Here is a 16,249-nt window from a genome sequence, read left to right on the forward strand (position 1 = left end):
AATGAGGTCCCTGCGCGTCCGTTGAAAACTCCCCGTAGCAGGCCCGTAACACGACTGGTGTTGCCTACGGAAGCGGAGTGTTCCGGTCTGGCGGGAGTTGGGCGATGGCTGTGGATCAACTCCCGGCCCAGGTGCGGGAGTTCGCGAACTACCTGAACGGCCTGCTGGCGCGCCTGGATTCCTCGCGCGGCTGGTGCGCGGTGTTCTGGCAGCGCGACCCCGACGGCATGCGGGCCTGTCTCGACGGACGTGAGATGCCGCCCTGGGACGTGCTGGAGGCGCTGCTGCAGGACCTGGCCTCGGCACTCGGGCCGGCGGTCGCGGCCCAGGAGCGGGAGCGGGCCCGGGCGCTGCACCTGTCCGCCGTCGCCGCGTACGACGCCCGGCCCGGCGGCCGCGACGCCCTCGGCGACCGGCTCGACGTCATGCTCCGCGAGCAGCGCTACGCCGCCGAGCGCCAGGCGGAACTGGGCCGGTCGCTCGCCTCCGCGGCCACCCCGCAGGAGGCCGACGCGATCCGCCTCGACCTCGCCTGGGCCCGCGACGACCACGAACGCGCGACGGCCCGCTGCGCGGAACTCCGCAGCCGTCTGGCCGACCTGGACCACCGCGAGGCAGCCGACCACGCGGCCTCGATCCGCCGCGACAGAATCGACGCGGGAGCGTTCCGCCTGGACGCCGACCCCCTGAGCGACGAGTCCCACCCGAAGGCGCAGGCCGGACCGACCGGTTCGCGCCCGACGGACGGCGCAGGAGCGGGCGGGCGGCGGCCGGTGGTTCGTGAGGAACCTGGCGGGCAGCGGCGGATGGGTCCGGGAGGACCTGGCGGACAGCGACCGATGGAGCAGGGGGTGTCTGGCGGGCGGTGGCCGATGGAGCAGGGCAGGTCAGGCGGTTGGAATGCCTTCGGTCCGGCCCGTGACCACGGCGCCGGATCGTCGGCCTGGGACCATGCGCCCGTTCCCGCGGCCCCCGGTCACGCCCCGGACGCCTCTGCTCCCGGCCATGCCCCCGCTGCCGCGGACGGCGGCCGTCTCTCTCACGCCTCTGCTCCCGGCCATGCCCCCGTTGCCGCGGACGGCGGCCGTCTCTCTCACGCCCCGGCTTCCGGTCATGTCCCTGCCGCGGCGGTCGGCGGCCATGTGTCCGCCCCGTCTTCCGGTCACGCCATGGACGCCTCGGCGCATGCCCCCGCCGCCCCGCCTTCCGGTCACGCCCCGGACGCCCCCGGCCCCGGTCATGCGCCCACCGTCCTGGGCGGCGGTCCTGTCTCCGGTGTGTCCGGCGCGTCGCAGCAAACCGTCGGGTCGGCCGTGGAGCACCCGCACGGCGTCCGGGCGGTGAGGGGCGATGCCGTCGTCGACGTCTCCGGGCAGGGTCCCTCGGCCGGTGTGTCCGAACCGGCGTCCAAGCAGCGCAAGCGGCGGCGGGGCAGTGCCCGGTTCGCCGGGATGGTGGTTCAGGAGGAGGCCGCGGCCGTCGTCGTACCGCCCACCGCGGAGCCCGTCGTGCCCGTGCCCGACGCGGCGGGCCGCACCCCGCGAGGGGCCCGGTTCGCCGGGGCCGGCGCGGCGGTCAGGCGGCCGGAGCCCGAGGCCGTGCCGGTCGACGCCGGTGCGGTGGCGGAGGTCGGCCGGGCCGTGGAGTCGCTGGTGCGGTTGCGCGCCGAAGGCCGCAGCGGCGAGGCGCACGCCCTGCTCGTCGAGGCCGCCCACTGGCCCCCCGCCCGCTTCCCCCTGCTCGCCGCCGAACTGCAGCGCGCCGGCCTGGGCGCCGACTGGGCCACCCTGCTGTGGGAGGCCGCCTCCCTGCCCGCCGACCGCCTCGTGGCCGCCGCGGACGCCCTGGTCGCCGCCGGTCGCACGGCCGACGGCGAGCAGATCCTGCGCCAGGGCGTCGTCCGGCCCGCCACCGAGATCGGCGACGCCGTCCTCGCGCTCGTCGCCGACGGCCGCCACCGCGAGGTCCGCGCGCTGCTGGACGCGTACGTCCGCGTCCGCACCCCCGAGGAGGCCGCCCGCAGCGCCGCACCCGACCCGCAGACCCTCGCCCCGCTGCTGCTCGACGCGGCGCGGGGCGTCTCGGACGAGCGACAATGGGACCTGGTCCACGCCCTCCGGGTGGCCGGCTTCGCCACCTGAACCACCCCTTCCCCCGCACTCCCATCCGTCCCGCCGGCCCCACCGCTCACCCACAGGGGTGCGAAACGCGATCGACTCAGCGGGTTAACGGCGATGGTCTTGGCAAGGCCGCCCCGGAGGCTTACGTTCGTGCCTCTACGACCTGCGTCTACGGGCGTAGAGGCTCTGACGTCCCGCCGAAGGAGCAGCTCATGGCCAACGTCGTACGCGCCGCTCTGGTCCAGGCCACCTGGACCGGCGACACCGAGTCCATGGTGGCGAAACACGAGGAGCACGCCCGCGAGGCGGCCCGCCAGGGTGCGAAGATCATCGGTTTCCAGGAGGTCTTCAACTCCCCCTACTTCTGCCAGGTCCAGGAGCCCGAGCACTACCGCTGGGCCGAGCCGGTGCCCGACGGCCCGACCGTGACTCGTATGCAACAGCTCGCCCGCGAAACGGGCATGGTGATCGTCGTCCCGGTCTTCGAGGTCGAGCAGTCCGGTTTCTACTACAACACCGCCGCCGTGATCGACGCCGACGGCACCGTCCTCGGCAAGTACCGCAAGCACCACATCCCGCAGGTCAGGGGCTTCTGGGAGAAGTACTACTTCAAGCCCGGCAACCTCGGCTGGCCCGTCTTTGACACCGCGGTCGGCAAGGTCGGCGTCTACATCTGCTACGACCGCCACTTCCCCGAGGGATGGCGGCAACTCGGCCTCAACGGCGCCCAGTTGGTGTACAACCCGTCGGCCACGCACCGCGGCCTGTCCTCCTACCTCTGGCGCCTGGAGCAGCCCGCAGCAGCCGTCGCCAACGAGTACTTCGTCGCCGCCATCAACCGGGTGGGCCAGGAGGAGTACGGCGACAACGACTTCTACGGGACGAGTTACTTCGTCGACCCGCGTGGACAGTTCGTGGGGGACGTCGCCAGTGACAGCAAGGAGGAACTCGTGGTCCGCGACCTGGACTTCGACCTGATCGAGGAGGTCAGGCAGCAGTGGGCGTTCTACCGGGACCGCCGGCCCGACGCCTACGAGGGGCTGGTGCAGCCGTGAGCGACCTCTACGCCCGCCACCGCGCGGTCCTGCCCGACTGGCTCGCCCTCTACTACGAGGACCCGATCGAGATCACCCACGGCGAGGGCCGCCACGTCTGGGACGCCGACGGAAACCGGTATCTCGACTTCTTCGGCGGCATCCTCACCACGATGACCGCGCACGCCCTGCCCGAGGTCACCAAGGCGGTCAGCGAGCAGGCCGGCCGGATCATCCACTCCTCCACCCTGTACCTCAACCGCCCGATGGTCGAACTGGCCGAGCGCATCGCCCAGTTGAGCGGCATCCCGGACGCCCGCGTCTTCTTCACCACCTCCGGCACCGAAGCCAACGACACCGCCCTGCTGCTCGCCACCACCCACCGGCGCAGCAACACGATCCTGGCGATGCGCAACAGCTACCACGGCCGCTCCTTCAGCGCGGTCGGCATCACCGGCAACCGCGGCTGGTCCCCGACCTCCCTGTCCCCGCTGCAGACGCTGTACGTCCACGGCGGCGTCCGCACCCGCGGCCCGTACGCCGCCCTCGACGACGCCGACTTCATCGCCGCCTGCGTCGACGACCTGAAGGACCTGCTCGGCCACACCCGCCCGCCCGCCGCCCTGATCGCCGAGCCGGTCCAGGGCGTCGGCGGCTTCACCTCACCGCCCGACGGCCTGTACGCCGCCTTCCGCGAGGTCCTCGCCGAGCGGGGCATCCTGTGGATCGCCGACGAGGTGCAGACCGGCTGGGGCCGTACCGGCGACCACTTCTGGGGCTGGCAGGCGCACGGCGAGAGCGGCCCGCCGGACATCCTCACCTTCGCCAAGGGCATCGGCAACGGCATGTCCATCGGCGGTGTCGTCGCCCGCGCCGAGATCATGAACTGCCTGGACGCCAACAGCATCTCGACCTTCGGCGGCACCCAGATCACCATGGCGGCCGGCCTCGCCAACCTCACCTACCTGCTGGAACACGACCTCCAGGGCAACGCCCGGCGGGTCGGCGGGCTGCTGATCGAGCGGCTGCGCGCGGTCGCCGCGCAGGTTCCGCACGTACGGGAGGTGCGTGGCCGCGGCCTGATGATCGGCGTGGAACTGGTCAGGCCGGGCACCGACGAGGCCGATCCGCAGGCGGCGGCCGCCGTGCTGGAGGCGGCGCGCGCGGACGGGCTGCTCATCGGCAAGGGCGGCGGTCACAACACCAGCGCCCTGCGCATCGCCCCGCCGCTGTCGCTCACGGTCGCGGAGGCCGAGGAGGGCGCGGCGATCCTCGAATCCGCTCTGAGGAGCCTGTCGTAGCCGTGCGCTGAGCAAGGGAACAGCCATGACCGCCACCTTCGGGACCCTGGAACCCGCCCTGTCGGTCCGTCAGGTCCTCGCGCTGGAGAGGGTGCTCGCCGGGGAGCCCGAGGTGGTGGCCGGCGCGGGCCAGCTCGACCGGCCGGTGCGCTGGGTGCACGTCGCCGAGGCCCCCGACGTGGGGGTGATGCTCAGCGGCGGCGAGATGGTGCTCACCACCGGCGTGCTGCTGGCCGGCGACGAGGAGAAGCAGGCCGAGTACATCCGCTCCCTGCACCGCGCGGAGGCGGCGGCCGTGGTCCTCGGCCTGGGACGCGCCTTCCCCGCGCCCCCGGACGTGATGCGCCGGGCCGCCGAGCGGTGCGGGCTGCCGATGGTCGTCCTGCACCGGCCCTTCCCCTTCGCCGAGCTGACGGAGGAGGTCCAGGCCCGGCTGGTGCGGCGGAAGTTCGCCGCCGTCAGCCTGTCGGAGGCCGTGCGCACCGCGCTGACCGGCCTGATCACCGCGGGCGTCCCGTTGCAGCGGCTCCTCGACGAGGTCGCCCAGCACAGCGCCTGCCCGGTCGTCGTCACCAACCTCGCCCACCGCGTCCTGGCCACGGCGGGGGAGCGGCCGGCCGTGGACGACGTGCTGCGCGACTGGGAGCGCATCTCGCGGCAGGCCGGGGGCGGCGAGGGCGACGGCTGGATCCGCGCCGAGCTGGGCGGGCGCGGGGAGCGCTGGGGCCGGATCGTGCTGTGCGGCTACCGGGGGGACACCGCCACCGGACGGCTGCTGGCCGACCGCGCCGCCGAGGCCCTCGTCCTGCACCGCATGCTCGGCGGCAACCCCGCCCACACCTGGGAGGAGCAGTCGGCGCAGAGCCTGCTCACCGACCTCGTCAGCGGCGTCGTACCGGCCCGGCACCTGCTGCCCCGCGCCCGCGCCGCCGGACTGCCCGTCAACCGGCGCACCTTCGTCCCGCTCGTCGTACGGGACGTGGCCGCGGCCCCACTCGACCGCACCCTGCGGATGCTGGGGCTGCCCGGGCTCGTCGCCGAACTCGCCGACGGCGCCACCGCGGTGCTGCTGAGCCTCGCCCGCGACCAGGACGCCTCGGTGCTCGTGGCCAACTTCGCCGCCCGGACGCGCTCGGAGGCGCCCCGCACGGTGGTCGCCGCCGCCGACCCGCGCACCGACTGGGACGACGTGCCGGCCGGACTGCGCGAGGCGCAGCACGTCGCCGATGCCGTGGCGGACACCTCGGCGGTCCTCGACCTCCCGGCCGTCGTACGCCTGAAGGACGTCCATCTGCGCGGCCTGATCCGGCTGTTGCGGGACGACCCGCATGTGCAGTCGTTCGCCGAGCGGGAGCTGGACGGACTGCTGTGCGCCGACGACGACCTGCTGTCCGTGCTGCGCACCTACCTCGCCACCGGCCGCAACAAGTCCCGCACGGCGCAGCTCCACCACGTCTCCCGGCCCGCGCTCTACCGCCGCCTGGAGGCCATACAGGCCCGCCTCGGCGTCGACCTCGACGACTTCGAGCAGGCGGCCTCGGTGCACATCGCGCTCCTCGCGCACGACGCGCAACAGGGGTGAAACATGCGACGACCTGGGAAAACGGCGGTGAAACATGGGCCCGCGACAGGGTGACACGGTGGCACGCCACGCCCCCGCAGACGTGACACCGTGCCACTCAAAGCCGGTTTTCGGACTTCCTAGTCTTCTCGCACACCGAGCGACCGGAGGTCCCGATGAGCAGAGTGATCCGTGCCGCCCTCTTCCAGACCGCGTGGACGGGCGACAAGGAGTCGATGATCCAGGTACACGAGCAGGCGGCGCGGGACGCGGCCGCGCAGGGTGCCCAGGTCCTGTGCTTCCAGGAGCTGTTCTACGGGCCCTACTTCTGCCAGGTCCAGGACAAGGCGTTCTACGAGTACGCCGAACAGGTCCCAAACGGCCCCGTCGTCCAGCGCTTCCAGGCGCTCGCCCGGGAGCTGGGCCTGGTGCTGATCCTGCCCGTGTACGAGGAGGAGCAGCCCGGCGTCCTGTACAACACGGCCGCCGTGATCGACGCGGACGGCTCCTACCTGGGCAAGTACCGCAAGCACCACATCCCCCAAGTCCCCGGTTTCTGGGAGAAGTTCTACTTCCGGCCCGGCAACGCCGGCTGGCCGGTCTTCGACACGGCGGTCGGCCGGATCGGCGTCTACATCTGCTACGACCGCCACTTCCCGGAGGGCTGGCGGGCGTTGGGCCTGGCGGGCGCCGAGATCGTCTTCAACCCCTCGGCCACCTCACGCGGACTGTCGGGCTACCTCTGGCAGTTGGAGCAGCCCGCGGCGGCCGTCGCCAACGAGTACTTCGTCGGCGCGATCAACCGGGTGGGCGTGGAGGAGCTGGGCGACAACGACTTCTACGGCACCTCCTACTTCGTGGACCCCGAGGCCCAGTTCGTCGGCGAGGTGGCCTCCGACAAGGAGACCGAACTCGTCGTGCGCGACCTGGACCTGGCCAAGCTGCGGGAGGTCCGCGACCGCTGGCAGTTCTTCCGGGACCGCCGGCCCGACGCGTACGCCCCGATCACCGCACCCTGATCACACCGTTCACCCCGGCAGGAGAGGGACCATGAGCAGCCGTACCGTCATCCGCGGTGGCCTCGTCATCACCGCGTCCGACGAGATCCACGCCGACGTGCTGATCGAGGACGGCCGCATCGCCGCCCTCGCCGCCTCCGGCACGCCCGCCGCCGAGGCCTTCAGCGCCGACCGGACCATCGACGCCACCGGGAAGTACGTCATCCCCGGTGGCGTCGACGTCCACACCCACATGGAGCTGCCCTTCGGCGGCACCTTCGCCTCCGACACCTTCGAGACCGGCACCCGCGCCGCCGCCTGGGGCGGTACGACCACGATCGTCGACTTCGCCGTGCAGAGCGTCGGCCACTCCCTGCGCGAGGGCCTGGACGCCTGGCACGCCAAGGCCGAGGGCAACTGCGCCATCGACTACGGCTTCCACATGATCGTCTCCGACGTGAACCAGGAGACGCTCAAGGAGATGGACCTCCTCGTCGAGGAGGGCGTCACCTCCTTCAAGCAGTTCATGGCCTACCCGGGCGTCTTCTACTCCGACGACGGCCAGATCCTGCGCGCCATGCAGCGCTCCGCCGAGAACGGCGGCCTGATCATGATGCACGCCGAGAACGGCATCGCCATCGACGTGCTGGTGGAGCAGGCGCTGGCCCGCGGCGAGACCGACCCCCGCTACCACGGTGAGGTGCGCAAGGCGCTGCTGGAGGCCGAGGCCACCCACCGCGCCATCAGGCTGGCCCAGGTAGCGGGCGCGCCCCTGTACGTCGTGCACGTCTCGGCGATGGAGGCGGTCGCCGAACTCGCGCGGGCACGCGACGAGGGCCTCAACGTCTTCGGCGAGACCTGCCCGCAGTACCTGTTCCTGTCCACGGACAACCTCGCCGAGCCCGGCTTCGAGGGCGCCAAGTACGTGTGCAGCACGCCCCTTCGGCCCCGGGAGCACCAGGCCCGGCTGTGGCGGGGCCTGCGCACCAACGACCTCCAGGTGGTCTCCACCGACCACTGCCCCTTCTGCTTCGTGGGCCAGAAGGAGCTGGGCCGCGGGGACTTCTCCAAGATTCCCAACGGGCTGCCGGGCGTCGAGAACCGGATGGACCTGCTCCACCAGGCCGTCGTCGACGGGCACATCTCCCGCCGCCGCTGGATCGAGATCGCCTGCGCCACCCCGGCCCGCATGTTCGGCATGTACCCCAAGAAGGGGACCATCGCCCCGGGAGCCGACGCGGACATCGTCATCTACGACCCCCGCGCCGAACAGGTCATGTCCGCCGAGACCCACCACATGAACGTCGACTACTCGGCGTACGAGGGCAAGCGCACCACCGGCCGGGTCGAGACGGTCCTCTCACGCGGCGAACCCGTCATCACCGAGCGGGAGTACACCGGACGCGCCGGACACGGCGTCTACACCCCGCGCTCCACCTGTCAGTACCTCAACTAGGAGTGGCGCCCATGGACTTCGGACTCGTCCTGCAGACCGACCCGCCGGCCTCGAAGGTCGTCAGCCTGATGAAGCGCGCCGAGCGCAACGGCTTCACCCACGGCTGGACCTTCGACTCGGCCGTGCTGTGGCAGGAACCGTTCGTGATCTACAGTCAGATCCTGGCGAACACCCAGAAGCTGACCGTGGGCACGATGGTGACGAACCCCGGCACCCGCACCTGGGAGGTCACCGCCTCCACCTTCGCCACCCTCAACGACATGTTCGGCAACCGCACCGTCTGCGGCATCGGCCGCGGCGACTCCGCGATGCGCGTCGCGGGCCGCAAGCCCAACACGCTGGCCCGCATCAGCGAGGCCATGAAGGTCATCCGGGCGCTGGGCCGGGGCGAGGCGGCCGACCTCGGCGGCGGCACCGTCGTCAAGTTCCCGTGGATCAGGCCCGGCGCCGAACTCCCCGTCTGGATGGCGGCGTACGGTCCCAAGGCCCTGAAGATGACCGGCGAGGAGGCCGACGGGTTCATCCTGCAACTGGCCGACCTGTACCTGACGGAGTACATGGTCAAGGCCGTCAAGGACGCGGCCGTCGCGGCCGGCCGCGACCCCGCCGACGTCAGGATCTGCGTCGCCGCGCCCGCCTACGTCACCGAGGACGACTCGCCCGAGGCCCTCGCCCACGCCCGGGACCAGTGCCGCTGGTTCGGCGGCATGGTCGGCAACCACGTCGCCGACCTGGTCGCCAAGTACGGCGAGCACTCCGCCCAGGTCCCCGAGGAACTCACCGACTACATCAAGGCGCGGGAAGGGTACGACTACTCCCACCACGGCCGGGCGGACAACCCCGACACCCGGTTCGTCCCCGACGAGATCGTCGACCGGTTCTGCGTCATCGGCCCGGTCGAGAAGCACATCGAGAAGCTGAACGCGCTGCGCGAGCTGGGCGTCGACCAGTTCGCCGTCTACGACATGCACGACGCGCAGGAGGCCGTGATCGACGCGTACGGCCAGAAGGTCATCCCCGCGGTCAACGCCTGACCGGCAACTCCCCATCCCCCCACTCCAGTTCTCCCCTCCCCACCTCCCCGGGGAGGGGGCCGGAGACCCGCACGGCCTTTCCGGACCCATTCCTCGTTTGATTGGCCTGCCCATGACCGACACCGCTCCCACGGCCATACCGCCGACCTCGCACGTCACCCTCGACGGGCGCGTGGAGATCGCGCCGGGATCCACGCCGCCCAGTGGCCCGTACGCCAACGAGGACCTGCTGCCGGTCCCCGTCGAGAAGCGGACGTGGACCACGTACAACTTCTCCGCCCTGTGGGTCGGCATGGCCCACAACACGGCCTCCTGGACCCTCGCCTCCGGCCTGATCGCCGTCGGCATGGACTGGAAGCAGGCGGTGTTCACCATCGCCCTGGCCAACGTGATCGTGCTGGTGCCGATGCTGCTGACCGGGCACGCGGGACCCAAGTACGGCATCCCCTTCCCGGTCTTCGCCCGCGCCTCCTTCGGCATCCGCGGTGCCAACCTCCCTGCCGTCGTACGGGCGTTGGTGGCGTGCGGCTGGTTCGGCATCCAGACCTGGATCGGCGGCGAGGCGATCTACTTCCTCGCCGGCAAGCTCATCGGCAACGGCTGGTCCGACGCCGGGAAGATCGGCGGCTACGCCTGGACGATGTGGCTGTCGTTCGCGGTCTTCTGGGCGATCCAGGTGGCCGTCATCTACCGCGGCATGGAGACGATCCGCCGCTTCGAGAACTGGGCCGCGCCCTTCGTGCTCGTCGGCGCGATCGTGCTGCTGATCTGGATGAGCAACAAGGCGGGCGGCTTCGGCCCGTTGCTGGACCAGCCCTCCAAGCTCGGCTGGGGCGGCGGCTTCTGGAAGCTGTTCTGGCCCTCCCTGATGGGCATGATCGGCTTCTGGTCCACGCTGTCGCTGAACATCCCCGACTTCACCCGCTACGGCAGGTCGCAGAAGGCGCAGACCTGGGGGCAGGCCCTCGGCCTGCCGACCACGATGACGCTCTTCGCGCTGCTGTCCGTCCTGGTCACCTCCGGCTCGCAGGCCGTCTACGGCGAGACCATCTGGGACCCGGTCCAGCTGGCCGCCAAGACGGACAACGTCATCGGCCTGCTCTTCGCCCTGGTCACCGTCCTGGTGGCCACCCTGTCCGTGAACATCGCGGCCAACCTGGTCTCGCCCGCCTTCGACTTCTCCAACATCGCGCCGCGCAAGGTCAGTTTCCGCGCCGGCGCCCTGGCCACCTGCGTCATCGGCGTGCTGATCTTCCCGTGGAAGCTGTACTCCGACCCGCAGGGCTACATCTTCACCTGGCTCGGCCTGGTCGGCGGTCTGCTGGGCACGGTCGCCGGCATCCTCATCGCCGACTACTGGATCCTGCGCCGCGGCCGGCTGGACCTCGTCGACCTGTACCGCGCCGGCGGCCGCTACTGGTACGAGGGCGGCTGGAACTGGCGGGCCGTCGTCGCCTTCGCCGCCGGCGGAGTGCTCGCCATCGGCGGCGCCAGCTTCAAACCGCTGCTCGACGGCCGGCCCGTCCCGGCGCTGAAGCCCCTCGCCGACTACGGCTGGGCGGTCGGCCTCGGCACCTCGATGGCCGTCTACCTGGTCCTGATGCTGCTGCGCGGAAGGGAACGGCTGGAAGCGTGACCGCCACCGGGGCAGCCGGTCCTACCGGCTGCCCTTCAGCGCCGTCACCGCGTCCTTGGCCGCCTTGATGGCACCCTTGTTGATCACGTCCGTGCTGGGGGCCTTCTTGGTCTCGAAGTCGCTGCCGTTGTAGGTGACGACCACGAGCGCGTTGGCCACCCGGGCCACCACCACGCCCTCACGGGTCTGCTGCTTGTCCTCGGTGGTGAGGTTGACCACGGAGTAGCCCGCGTCACCGAGCCCCGGCACGGCCCCTCCGCCGCTCTTCTGCGCGATCTGCTCCTCGTAGGACTTCTGCGCCGCCGCGTCCGAGTCGGTGATCTCGAAGGAGACGTCGAGCCAGCGGTAGTCGTAGCCCTTGAGCGCGTTCCACGAACAGGTGCGGCGCAGCTTCTCGTCGGTCGACCGGATCTCCTTGCCGGCCGTCTTGGCGCCCGGCACCAGCGACTTGACCGTCGCCGCGGTCACGCTGCCGCAGGGGGCGGGGGAGGCGCTGTACGTCTTCGCGGCGGTCGTCGCCGAGGGCGCGGTCGAGGGCGACGCGGTGCCGGTCTGCTGGGTCTCCTGGTGCTGGTCGGCCGGTGCCGCGGGGCCGGACGTCAGGGCCCAGCCCGCGGCCGCGAGGACGACGACGGGGGACAGGCGAGCGGTCAGAGCGACCGGCAGGGGAAGATCACGCACGGGCACACTTCTCGGTGGGGGACGCGGGTGCGGTACTGGTCCACACTGTGGACGGGCGCCAGTCTCACACGACTGCCTGTGAGACGGAAGTGTGAACTCGCTCCGTACCTGTGCGGTCACTGTGGCGCACGGTTGACGGGGTGTCAGCGGCCACACGCGGTGCGGCGGCAGGGCGACTTGGGTAACCGTGACATTCTCATATCCGGGCGAAAGGTGCCTTACGTGGGTAAAGGTCGGCATGCCGGTACGTGACGTTGCGCACCCGCTCGGCGGCGGTGCGGCGACCGGCCCGACGTAACAGCGGGGCCGACATGTCGACACCGACCGCGTGTCCCCGCGAGGCCGGCCGGGCGGCGGTCCGGGTCCGGGTCCCGGTGCCGCAGCCCACGTCCAGGACACGGTCGCAGGGCGCGATGGCCGCGGACGTCGGCGACGGTGGTCACGCCCGCTCCCGGGCCGCGTGCAGGGAGAAGGCGCTCTCGACGCGGTCCACGGCGGCGAACGCCCCGTAGGCCACCAGCCGGACCAGCTGGCCGTCGGTGTGCTCCGGCCGGCGCCAGGCCGCCACGTCGTCCTCCGTGATGCGGTACGGCGCCAGCGCGGCCAGCAGCGCCAGCCGCGCCGCCGGACGCTCACGGCGGTCCGGCAGCCCGGGCCAGGCCAGGGGCGGGTGCGAGCCGTCCCAGTCCCACAGCGCCTCCCGTACGAGGGCCTCGTCGTCGGCGTCGAGGAGACCGGCGCCGGACGCGGTCGCCGAGCGCAGCGCCGCGTAGGCCGGGCCGACGGTCGTGCCGGCCGCCCACGCGGGCCCGGGGGCCGGGTCGTCGAGGAGGGCGAGGGACGCGCCGGGCACGACGGGGCGCTGCACGGTCCGGGCGAGGGTGCGGCCCGCCAGGCTCCGCACCGGCCGCCAGCGCTGCGCGTTGCCCGGCAGCAGCCGCTCGGTCAGCAGGGCCGACACGATCCGGTTGACGAAGTGGAAGCACAGCGCGGTGCCGATGTAGGCGGGCGCGTGCTCGCGCGGGAAGGGGTACGGCATCAGGCCGGCGCCCGGCACGCGCGTGTGCCGGCCCCAGGCGAGCACGCGCGCGTGCTCCTCGTCCTCGGGCGCCTCGCCCCGGGCCAGCCGCTCGGCCAGGGCGTGGTCACCGGTGGCGTGCAGCAGCACGGTGTGCGCGTCCACGCAGAACGGGCACTGGTTGGCGAGCGACACCCCGTAGGCCGCCAGCTCCTTGCCGGTGCGGCTGCCCGCGCCGGCGATCAGCGACTCACGGGTCAACGCCCAGGCGGGCGCGAGGATGTCGGGCGCCGAGGACAGGACGACGAAGGTGGGCGCCCGGTCGATGCCGAAGTCGCGGGCGAGCTGCTCGTAGACCTCGGCGACGCGGCCGGTGGCCGCCTGGGGCGGCTCGGGTGCGGTGAACCGGAAAGGTGTGGGCATGGCAGCAGCGTGCGCCGCGGGGGCGGGCGCCGTCGTCGTACGGCCGAAGGCAGTCCGCGCTGCGACCGCGGAGTGCCCGGCGGCGGGCTCTACTGCGCGGGGAGTAGTCCGGGAGCCGTCCGCAGGTCGGACGCCGTTGTCGGTGGCGGCGTCTACTGTGCGTGCATGAGCGGACACCAGGGCGTCGGCAGGTGGCTCGCCGACGGGGTCCTCGCGGTGGTCGTCGGCGGCATCGTCCTGGCCACGGCCGCCTTCGACGCGGACACCACCGCCGTGGACTACGCGCTGATCGCGGTGGGCTCGGCCGCCCTGGCCTGCTACCGGGCGGCGCCGCTCGCGGTCCTGGCCGTGGCCACGGCCGGCACCGGCCTGTACGTCCTGCACGCCCACCCCGGTCCGGTCTCCGCCCTGCCCGTCTTCGCCGCCGTGCTCACGGCGGTCCGCACCGGCCACCGCGGCTACGCGGCGGCGGCGAGCGGCGGGTACCTGGCCGCGTACCTCGCGACCGGCCCGGCCACCCACCGCGTCGTCGAGCGCACGGTGCTGCTCGCGGGCTGGTTCCTGTGCGCGGTCGTCGCGGGCATGGCCGACCGCAACTGGCAGGCGTACCTGCGCCAGACCGAACAGCGCGCCCTGGAGGCCGAGCGCACCCGGGAGGAGGCGGCGCTGCGCCGCGCTGGTGAGGAACGCCTGCGCATCGCACGGGAGTTGCACGACTCCCTCACCCACAGCATCTCCATCGTCAAGCTCCAGGCCGGCGTCGCCGTCCACCTCGCCCGCAAACGCGGCGAGGAGATACCCGAGGCCCTGCTCGCCATCCAGGACGCCAGCGGCGAGGCGATGCGCGAGCTGCGGGCCACCCTGGAGGTGCTGCGCACCGACGAGCCGACCGGCACGCCCGCGCTGCTGGTGGAGCGGGCCTGCGCGGCGGGCCTCGCCGCCGACCTCACGGTGACCGGCGCGGAGCGGCCCCTGCCGGCGACGCTCGACCGCGCCGTCTACCGGATCGTCCAGGAGGCCCTGACCAACGCGGCCCGGCACGCGGGCCCGGCCAAGGTGGCCGTGGAACTCGACTACGGAGAGGCCGACTTGACGATACGGGTCGCCGACGACGGTACCGCCGACCCGGCGAGCCCGCCGACCCCCGGCGTCGGCCTCACCGGCATGCGCGAACGGGTCACGGCCCTGGGCGGCACGCTGCACGCGGCCCCGCGCGCGGAGGGCGGGTTCGAGGTGCTCGCCCGGCTGCCGCTGGGGGAGGCGCCGTGATCCGGGTCGCCCTGGTCGACGACCAGGCGCTGATGCGGGCCGGGTTCCGGGCCCTGCTGGAGGCCGAGGACGGCATCGAGGTGGTCGGCGAGGCGCCCGACGGCGAGCAGGGCCTGAGGATGATCCGCGCCGGGGTCCCCGACATCGCGCTGATCGACGTGCAGATGCCGGTCATGACGGGCATCGAGGCCACCCGGCACATCGCCGCCGACCCGTCCCTGTCCGCCGTCCGCGTCGTGATCCTCACCAACTACGGCCTGGACGAGTACGTCTTCGAGGCCCTGCGGGCGGGTGCGAGCGGCTTCCTCCTCAAGGACACGGAACCGGCGGACCTGCTGCAGGCCATCGAGGTCGTCGCCCGCGGCGAGGCCCTGCTCTCCCCGTCCGTCACCCGCACCCTCATCGGCGAGTTCGTCTCCCGGCCCCCGGACCGTGCCACACCCCCGGGCCTGGAGTGCCTCACCCGCCGCGAACGCGAGGTCACCGCCCTCGCCGCGCGGGGCCTGAGCAACGAGGAGATCGCCGCGCACATGGTCATCAGCCCCCTCACCGCCAAGACCCACATCAGCCGCGCCATGACGAAGCTGGGCGCTCGCGACCGGGCCCAACTCGTGGTCTTCGCCTACGAGTCGGGCCTGGTGGTCGCCCGGAACACCTGACCGGCCGTCAGCCGGCCACTACGCCGCCGTACCCCCCGCGTAGTCGCTGCCGAACGTCGTCTCGATGGTCGTGGCGACCGACTGGGCCACCCCGGTCCCGGTCAGGATGATCCCCAATTCCCGGTTGTTGCTGAGCGAGTTGCTGCTGATGTTCATCGAACCGGCCTCCACCTCCTGGGTGGACAGACCGTAGTCGGCGACCATGGCCTTGGCGTGGATGTAGAAGCCGCCGGGGTCCGAGTACCCCACCACCGTGCCGCCCGCCGCCTTCACCGCGGAGACCTCGCTGGAGTAGTCCCCCGGCGTCTCCAGCACCACCCGCACCTTCACCCCGGCCTTCGCCCTGGCGACGATCGCGTTGACCACGGTGCTGTCGCTGAACTCCAGTTCCTCGACGTCGAGGGTCTTCGTCGCCGCGTTGATCACGGACAGCAGTCGGCTGCGCGAGTCGGTGGGGGACCACAGCAGGTGGTCGCCGTCGGTGGGCGTGACGGACGTTCCGGCGTAGTCCGCGTTGAAGACCTTCTCGATCGCGGCGACGTCACGGGTGTCGTCGGTGAAGACGCCGTAGTCCCGTCCGGTCGAGTAGTACTGCGAGGTCAGGTTCCCGGTGAGGACCAGCGACCTGGTGCCGTCCACGGTGATCGTCTTCTGGTGGGTGTAGACGAAGCTCGTCGGCGACCACGCCACCCCCACGCCCGCGTTCGTCAGCGCCGTGTACGCCGCGTTGTCGGCGGACTTGTGGGCCTGGTCCAGCACCACCCGCACGGTGACGCCCTTGTTCTTCAGGGCTATGAGGTCGTCGACGGCGGTGGTGTCCTCCAGCTCGTACATGGTCATGTCGAGCGAGGTGGTGGCCGAGGTGATGAAGTCGTAGATCGTGGGCTCGCTGCCGCCGAGCGAGAACGCGAAGGCGGAGTAGCTCGCGGCGTTCGCGGGGACGGCGGTGGCGAGCACGGCGGTACCGGCGGCCAGGGCGACGCCCGCACGGCCGAGGACCTTCCACAACATGGGTGACTCCTAGTCGAGTTGGTGCCCACGTGGGGGGTGGGGTGAGCG

At 72.1% G+C, this 16,249-nt stretch carries 14 protein-coding genes; 10 read left to right on the forward strand and 4 right to left on the reverse strand.

Annotated elements, in window-relative coordinates; translation table 11 throughout:
- Window positions 1-104: 104 nt before the first annotated feature.
- The 8 genes from ACYF6T_RS08675 (at window position 105) to ACYF6T_RS08710 (ending at window position 11,140) form a co-directional block, all read left to right on the forward strand.
- Window positions 105-2,141, forward strand: a complete 2,037-nt coding sequence (locus ACYF6T_RS08675) for a hypothetical protein (RefSeq protein WP_461694854.1) — start codon at window positions 105-107, stop codon at window positions 2,139-2,141.
- 191 nt (window positions 2,142-2,332) lie between these two features.
- The gene (locus ACYF6T_RS08680) at window positions 2,333-3,175 is read left to right on the forward strand and encodes a nitrilase-related carbon-nitrogen hydrolase (RefSeq protein WP_461694855.1); all 843 of its coding nucleotides are present in this window, start codon (window positions 2,333-2,335) and stop codon (window positions 3,173-3,175) included.
- Window positions 3,172-4,455 (forward strand): aspartate aminotransferase family protein, encoded by a 1,284-nt coding sequence (locus tag ACYF6T_RS08685; protein ID WP_461694856.1) that lies wholly within the window; start codon window positions 3,172-3,174, stop codon window positions 4,453-4,455. The genes ACYF6T_RS08680 and ACYF6T_RS08685 overlap by 4 nt, the downstream gene beginning before the upstream one ends.
- Before the next feature lie 25 nt (window positions 4,456-4,480).
- Window positions 4,481-6,037, forward strand: a complete 1,557-nt coding sequence (locus tag ACYF6T_RS08690; RefSeq protein ID WP_461694858.1) for a PucR family transcriptional regulator — start codon at window positions 4,481-4,483, stop codon at window positions 6,035-6,037.
- Window positions 6,038-6,192: 155 nt separating this feature from the next.
- Window positions 6,193-7,035 (forward strand): nitrilase-related carbon-nitrogen hydrolase, encoded by an 843-nt coding sequence (locus tag ACYF6T_RS08695; RefSeq protein WP_461694860.1) that lies wholly within the window; start codon window positions 6,193-6,195, stop codon window positions 7,033-7,035.
- 31 nt (window positions 7,036-7,066) lie between these two features.
- On the forward strand, window positions 7,067-8,470 hold the full coding sequence (gene hydA / locus ACYF6T_RS08700; RefSeq protein WP_461694861.1) for a dihydropyrimidinase: 1,404 nt from the start codon (window positions 7,067-7,069) through the stop codon (window positions 8,468-8,470).
- 11 nt (window positions 8,471-8,481) lie between these two features.
- Window positions 8,482-9,504 (forward strand): TIGR03842 family LLM class F420-dependent oxidoreductase, encoded by a 1,023-nt coding sequence (locus ACYF6T_RS08705; RefSeq protein ID WP_461694862.1) that lies wholly within the window; start codon window positions 8,482-8,484, stop codon window positions 9,502-9,504.
- Between the two features lie 112 nt (window positions 9,505-9,616).
- Window positions 9,617-11,140 carry an NCS1 family nucleobase:cation symporter-1 gene (locus ACYF6T_RS08710; protein ID WP_461694863.1) on the forward strand — a complete coding sequence of 508 codons (1,524 nt, stop codon included), beginning with the start codon at window positions 9,617-9,619 and terminating at the stop codon, window positions 11,138-11,140.
- A 21-nt stretch (window positions 11,141-11,161) separates the two neighbouring features.
- On the opposite strand, the gene ACYF6T_RS08715 is transcribed toward ACYF6T_RS08710, so the two are convergent.
- From ACYF6T_RS08715 to ACYF6T_RS08725, 3 genes are all read right to left on the reverse strand, one after another.
- On the reverse strand, window positions 11,162-11,821 hold the full coding sequence (locus ACYF6T_RS08715) for a hypothetical protein (RefSeq protein WP_461694864.1): 660 nt from the start codon (window positions 11,819-11,821) through the stop codon (window positions 11,162-11,164).
- Between the two features lie 196 nt (window positions 11,822-12,017).
- Window positions 12,018-12,236 (reverse strand): class I SAM-dependent methyltransferase, encoded by a 219-nt coding sequence (locus ACYF6T_RS08720; RefSeq protein WP_461695172.1) that lies wholly within the window; start codon window positions 12,234-12,236, stop codon window positions 12,018-12,020.
- Window positions 12,237-12,260: 24 nt separating this feature from the next.
- Window positions 12,261-13,262: a carboxymuconolactone decarboxylase family protein gene (locus tag ACYF6T_RS08725; RefSeq protein WP_461694866.1), complete on the reverse strand. Its 1,002-nt coding sequence runs from the start codon at window positions 13,260-13,262 to the stop codon at window positions 12,261-12,263.
- Window positions 13,263-13,427: 165 nt separating this feature from the next.
- Here ACYF6T_RS08725 and ACYF6T_RS08730 point away from each other — a divergent pair, with 165 nt between their 5' ends.
- Window positions 13,428-14,531, forward strand: a complete 1,104-nt coding sequence (locus ACYF6T_RS08730) for a sensor histidine kinase (RefSeq protein ID WP_461694867.1) — start codon at window positions 13,428-13,430, stop codon at window positions 14,529-14,531.
- A complete protein-coding gene (locus ACYF6T_RS08735) occupies window positions 14,528-15,190 on the forward strand; it encodes a response regulator (protein ID WP_461694869.1) in 663 nt (220 codons plus the stop codon). The genes ACYF6T_RS08730 and ACYF6T_RS08735 overlap by 4 nt, the downstream gene beginning before the upstream one ends.
- Before the next feature lie 18 nt (window positions 15,191-15,208).
- Here ACYF6T_RS08735 and ACYF6T_RS08740 read toward each other — a convergent pair whose 3' ends face one another.
- Entirely contained in the window at window positions 15,209-16,201 is a 993-nt protein-coding gene (locus ACYF6T_RS08740) for a phospholipase D-like domain-containing protein (RefSeq protein ID WP_461694870.1), read from the reverse strand.
- Between the last annotated feature and the right edge of the window lie 48 nt (window positions 16,202-16,249).

Source organism: Streptomyces sp. 7R007, assembly GCF_054850255.1.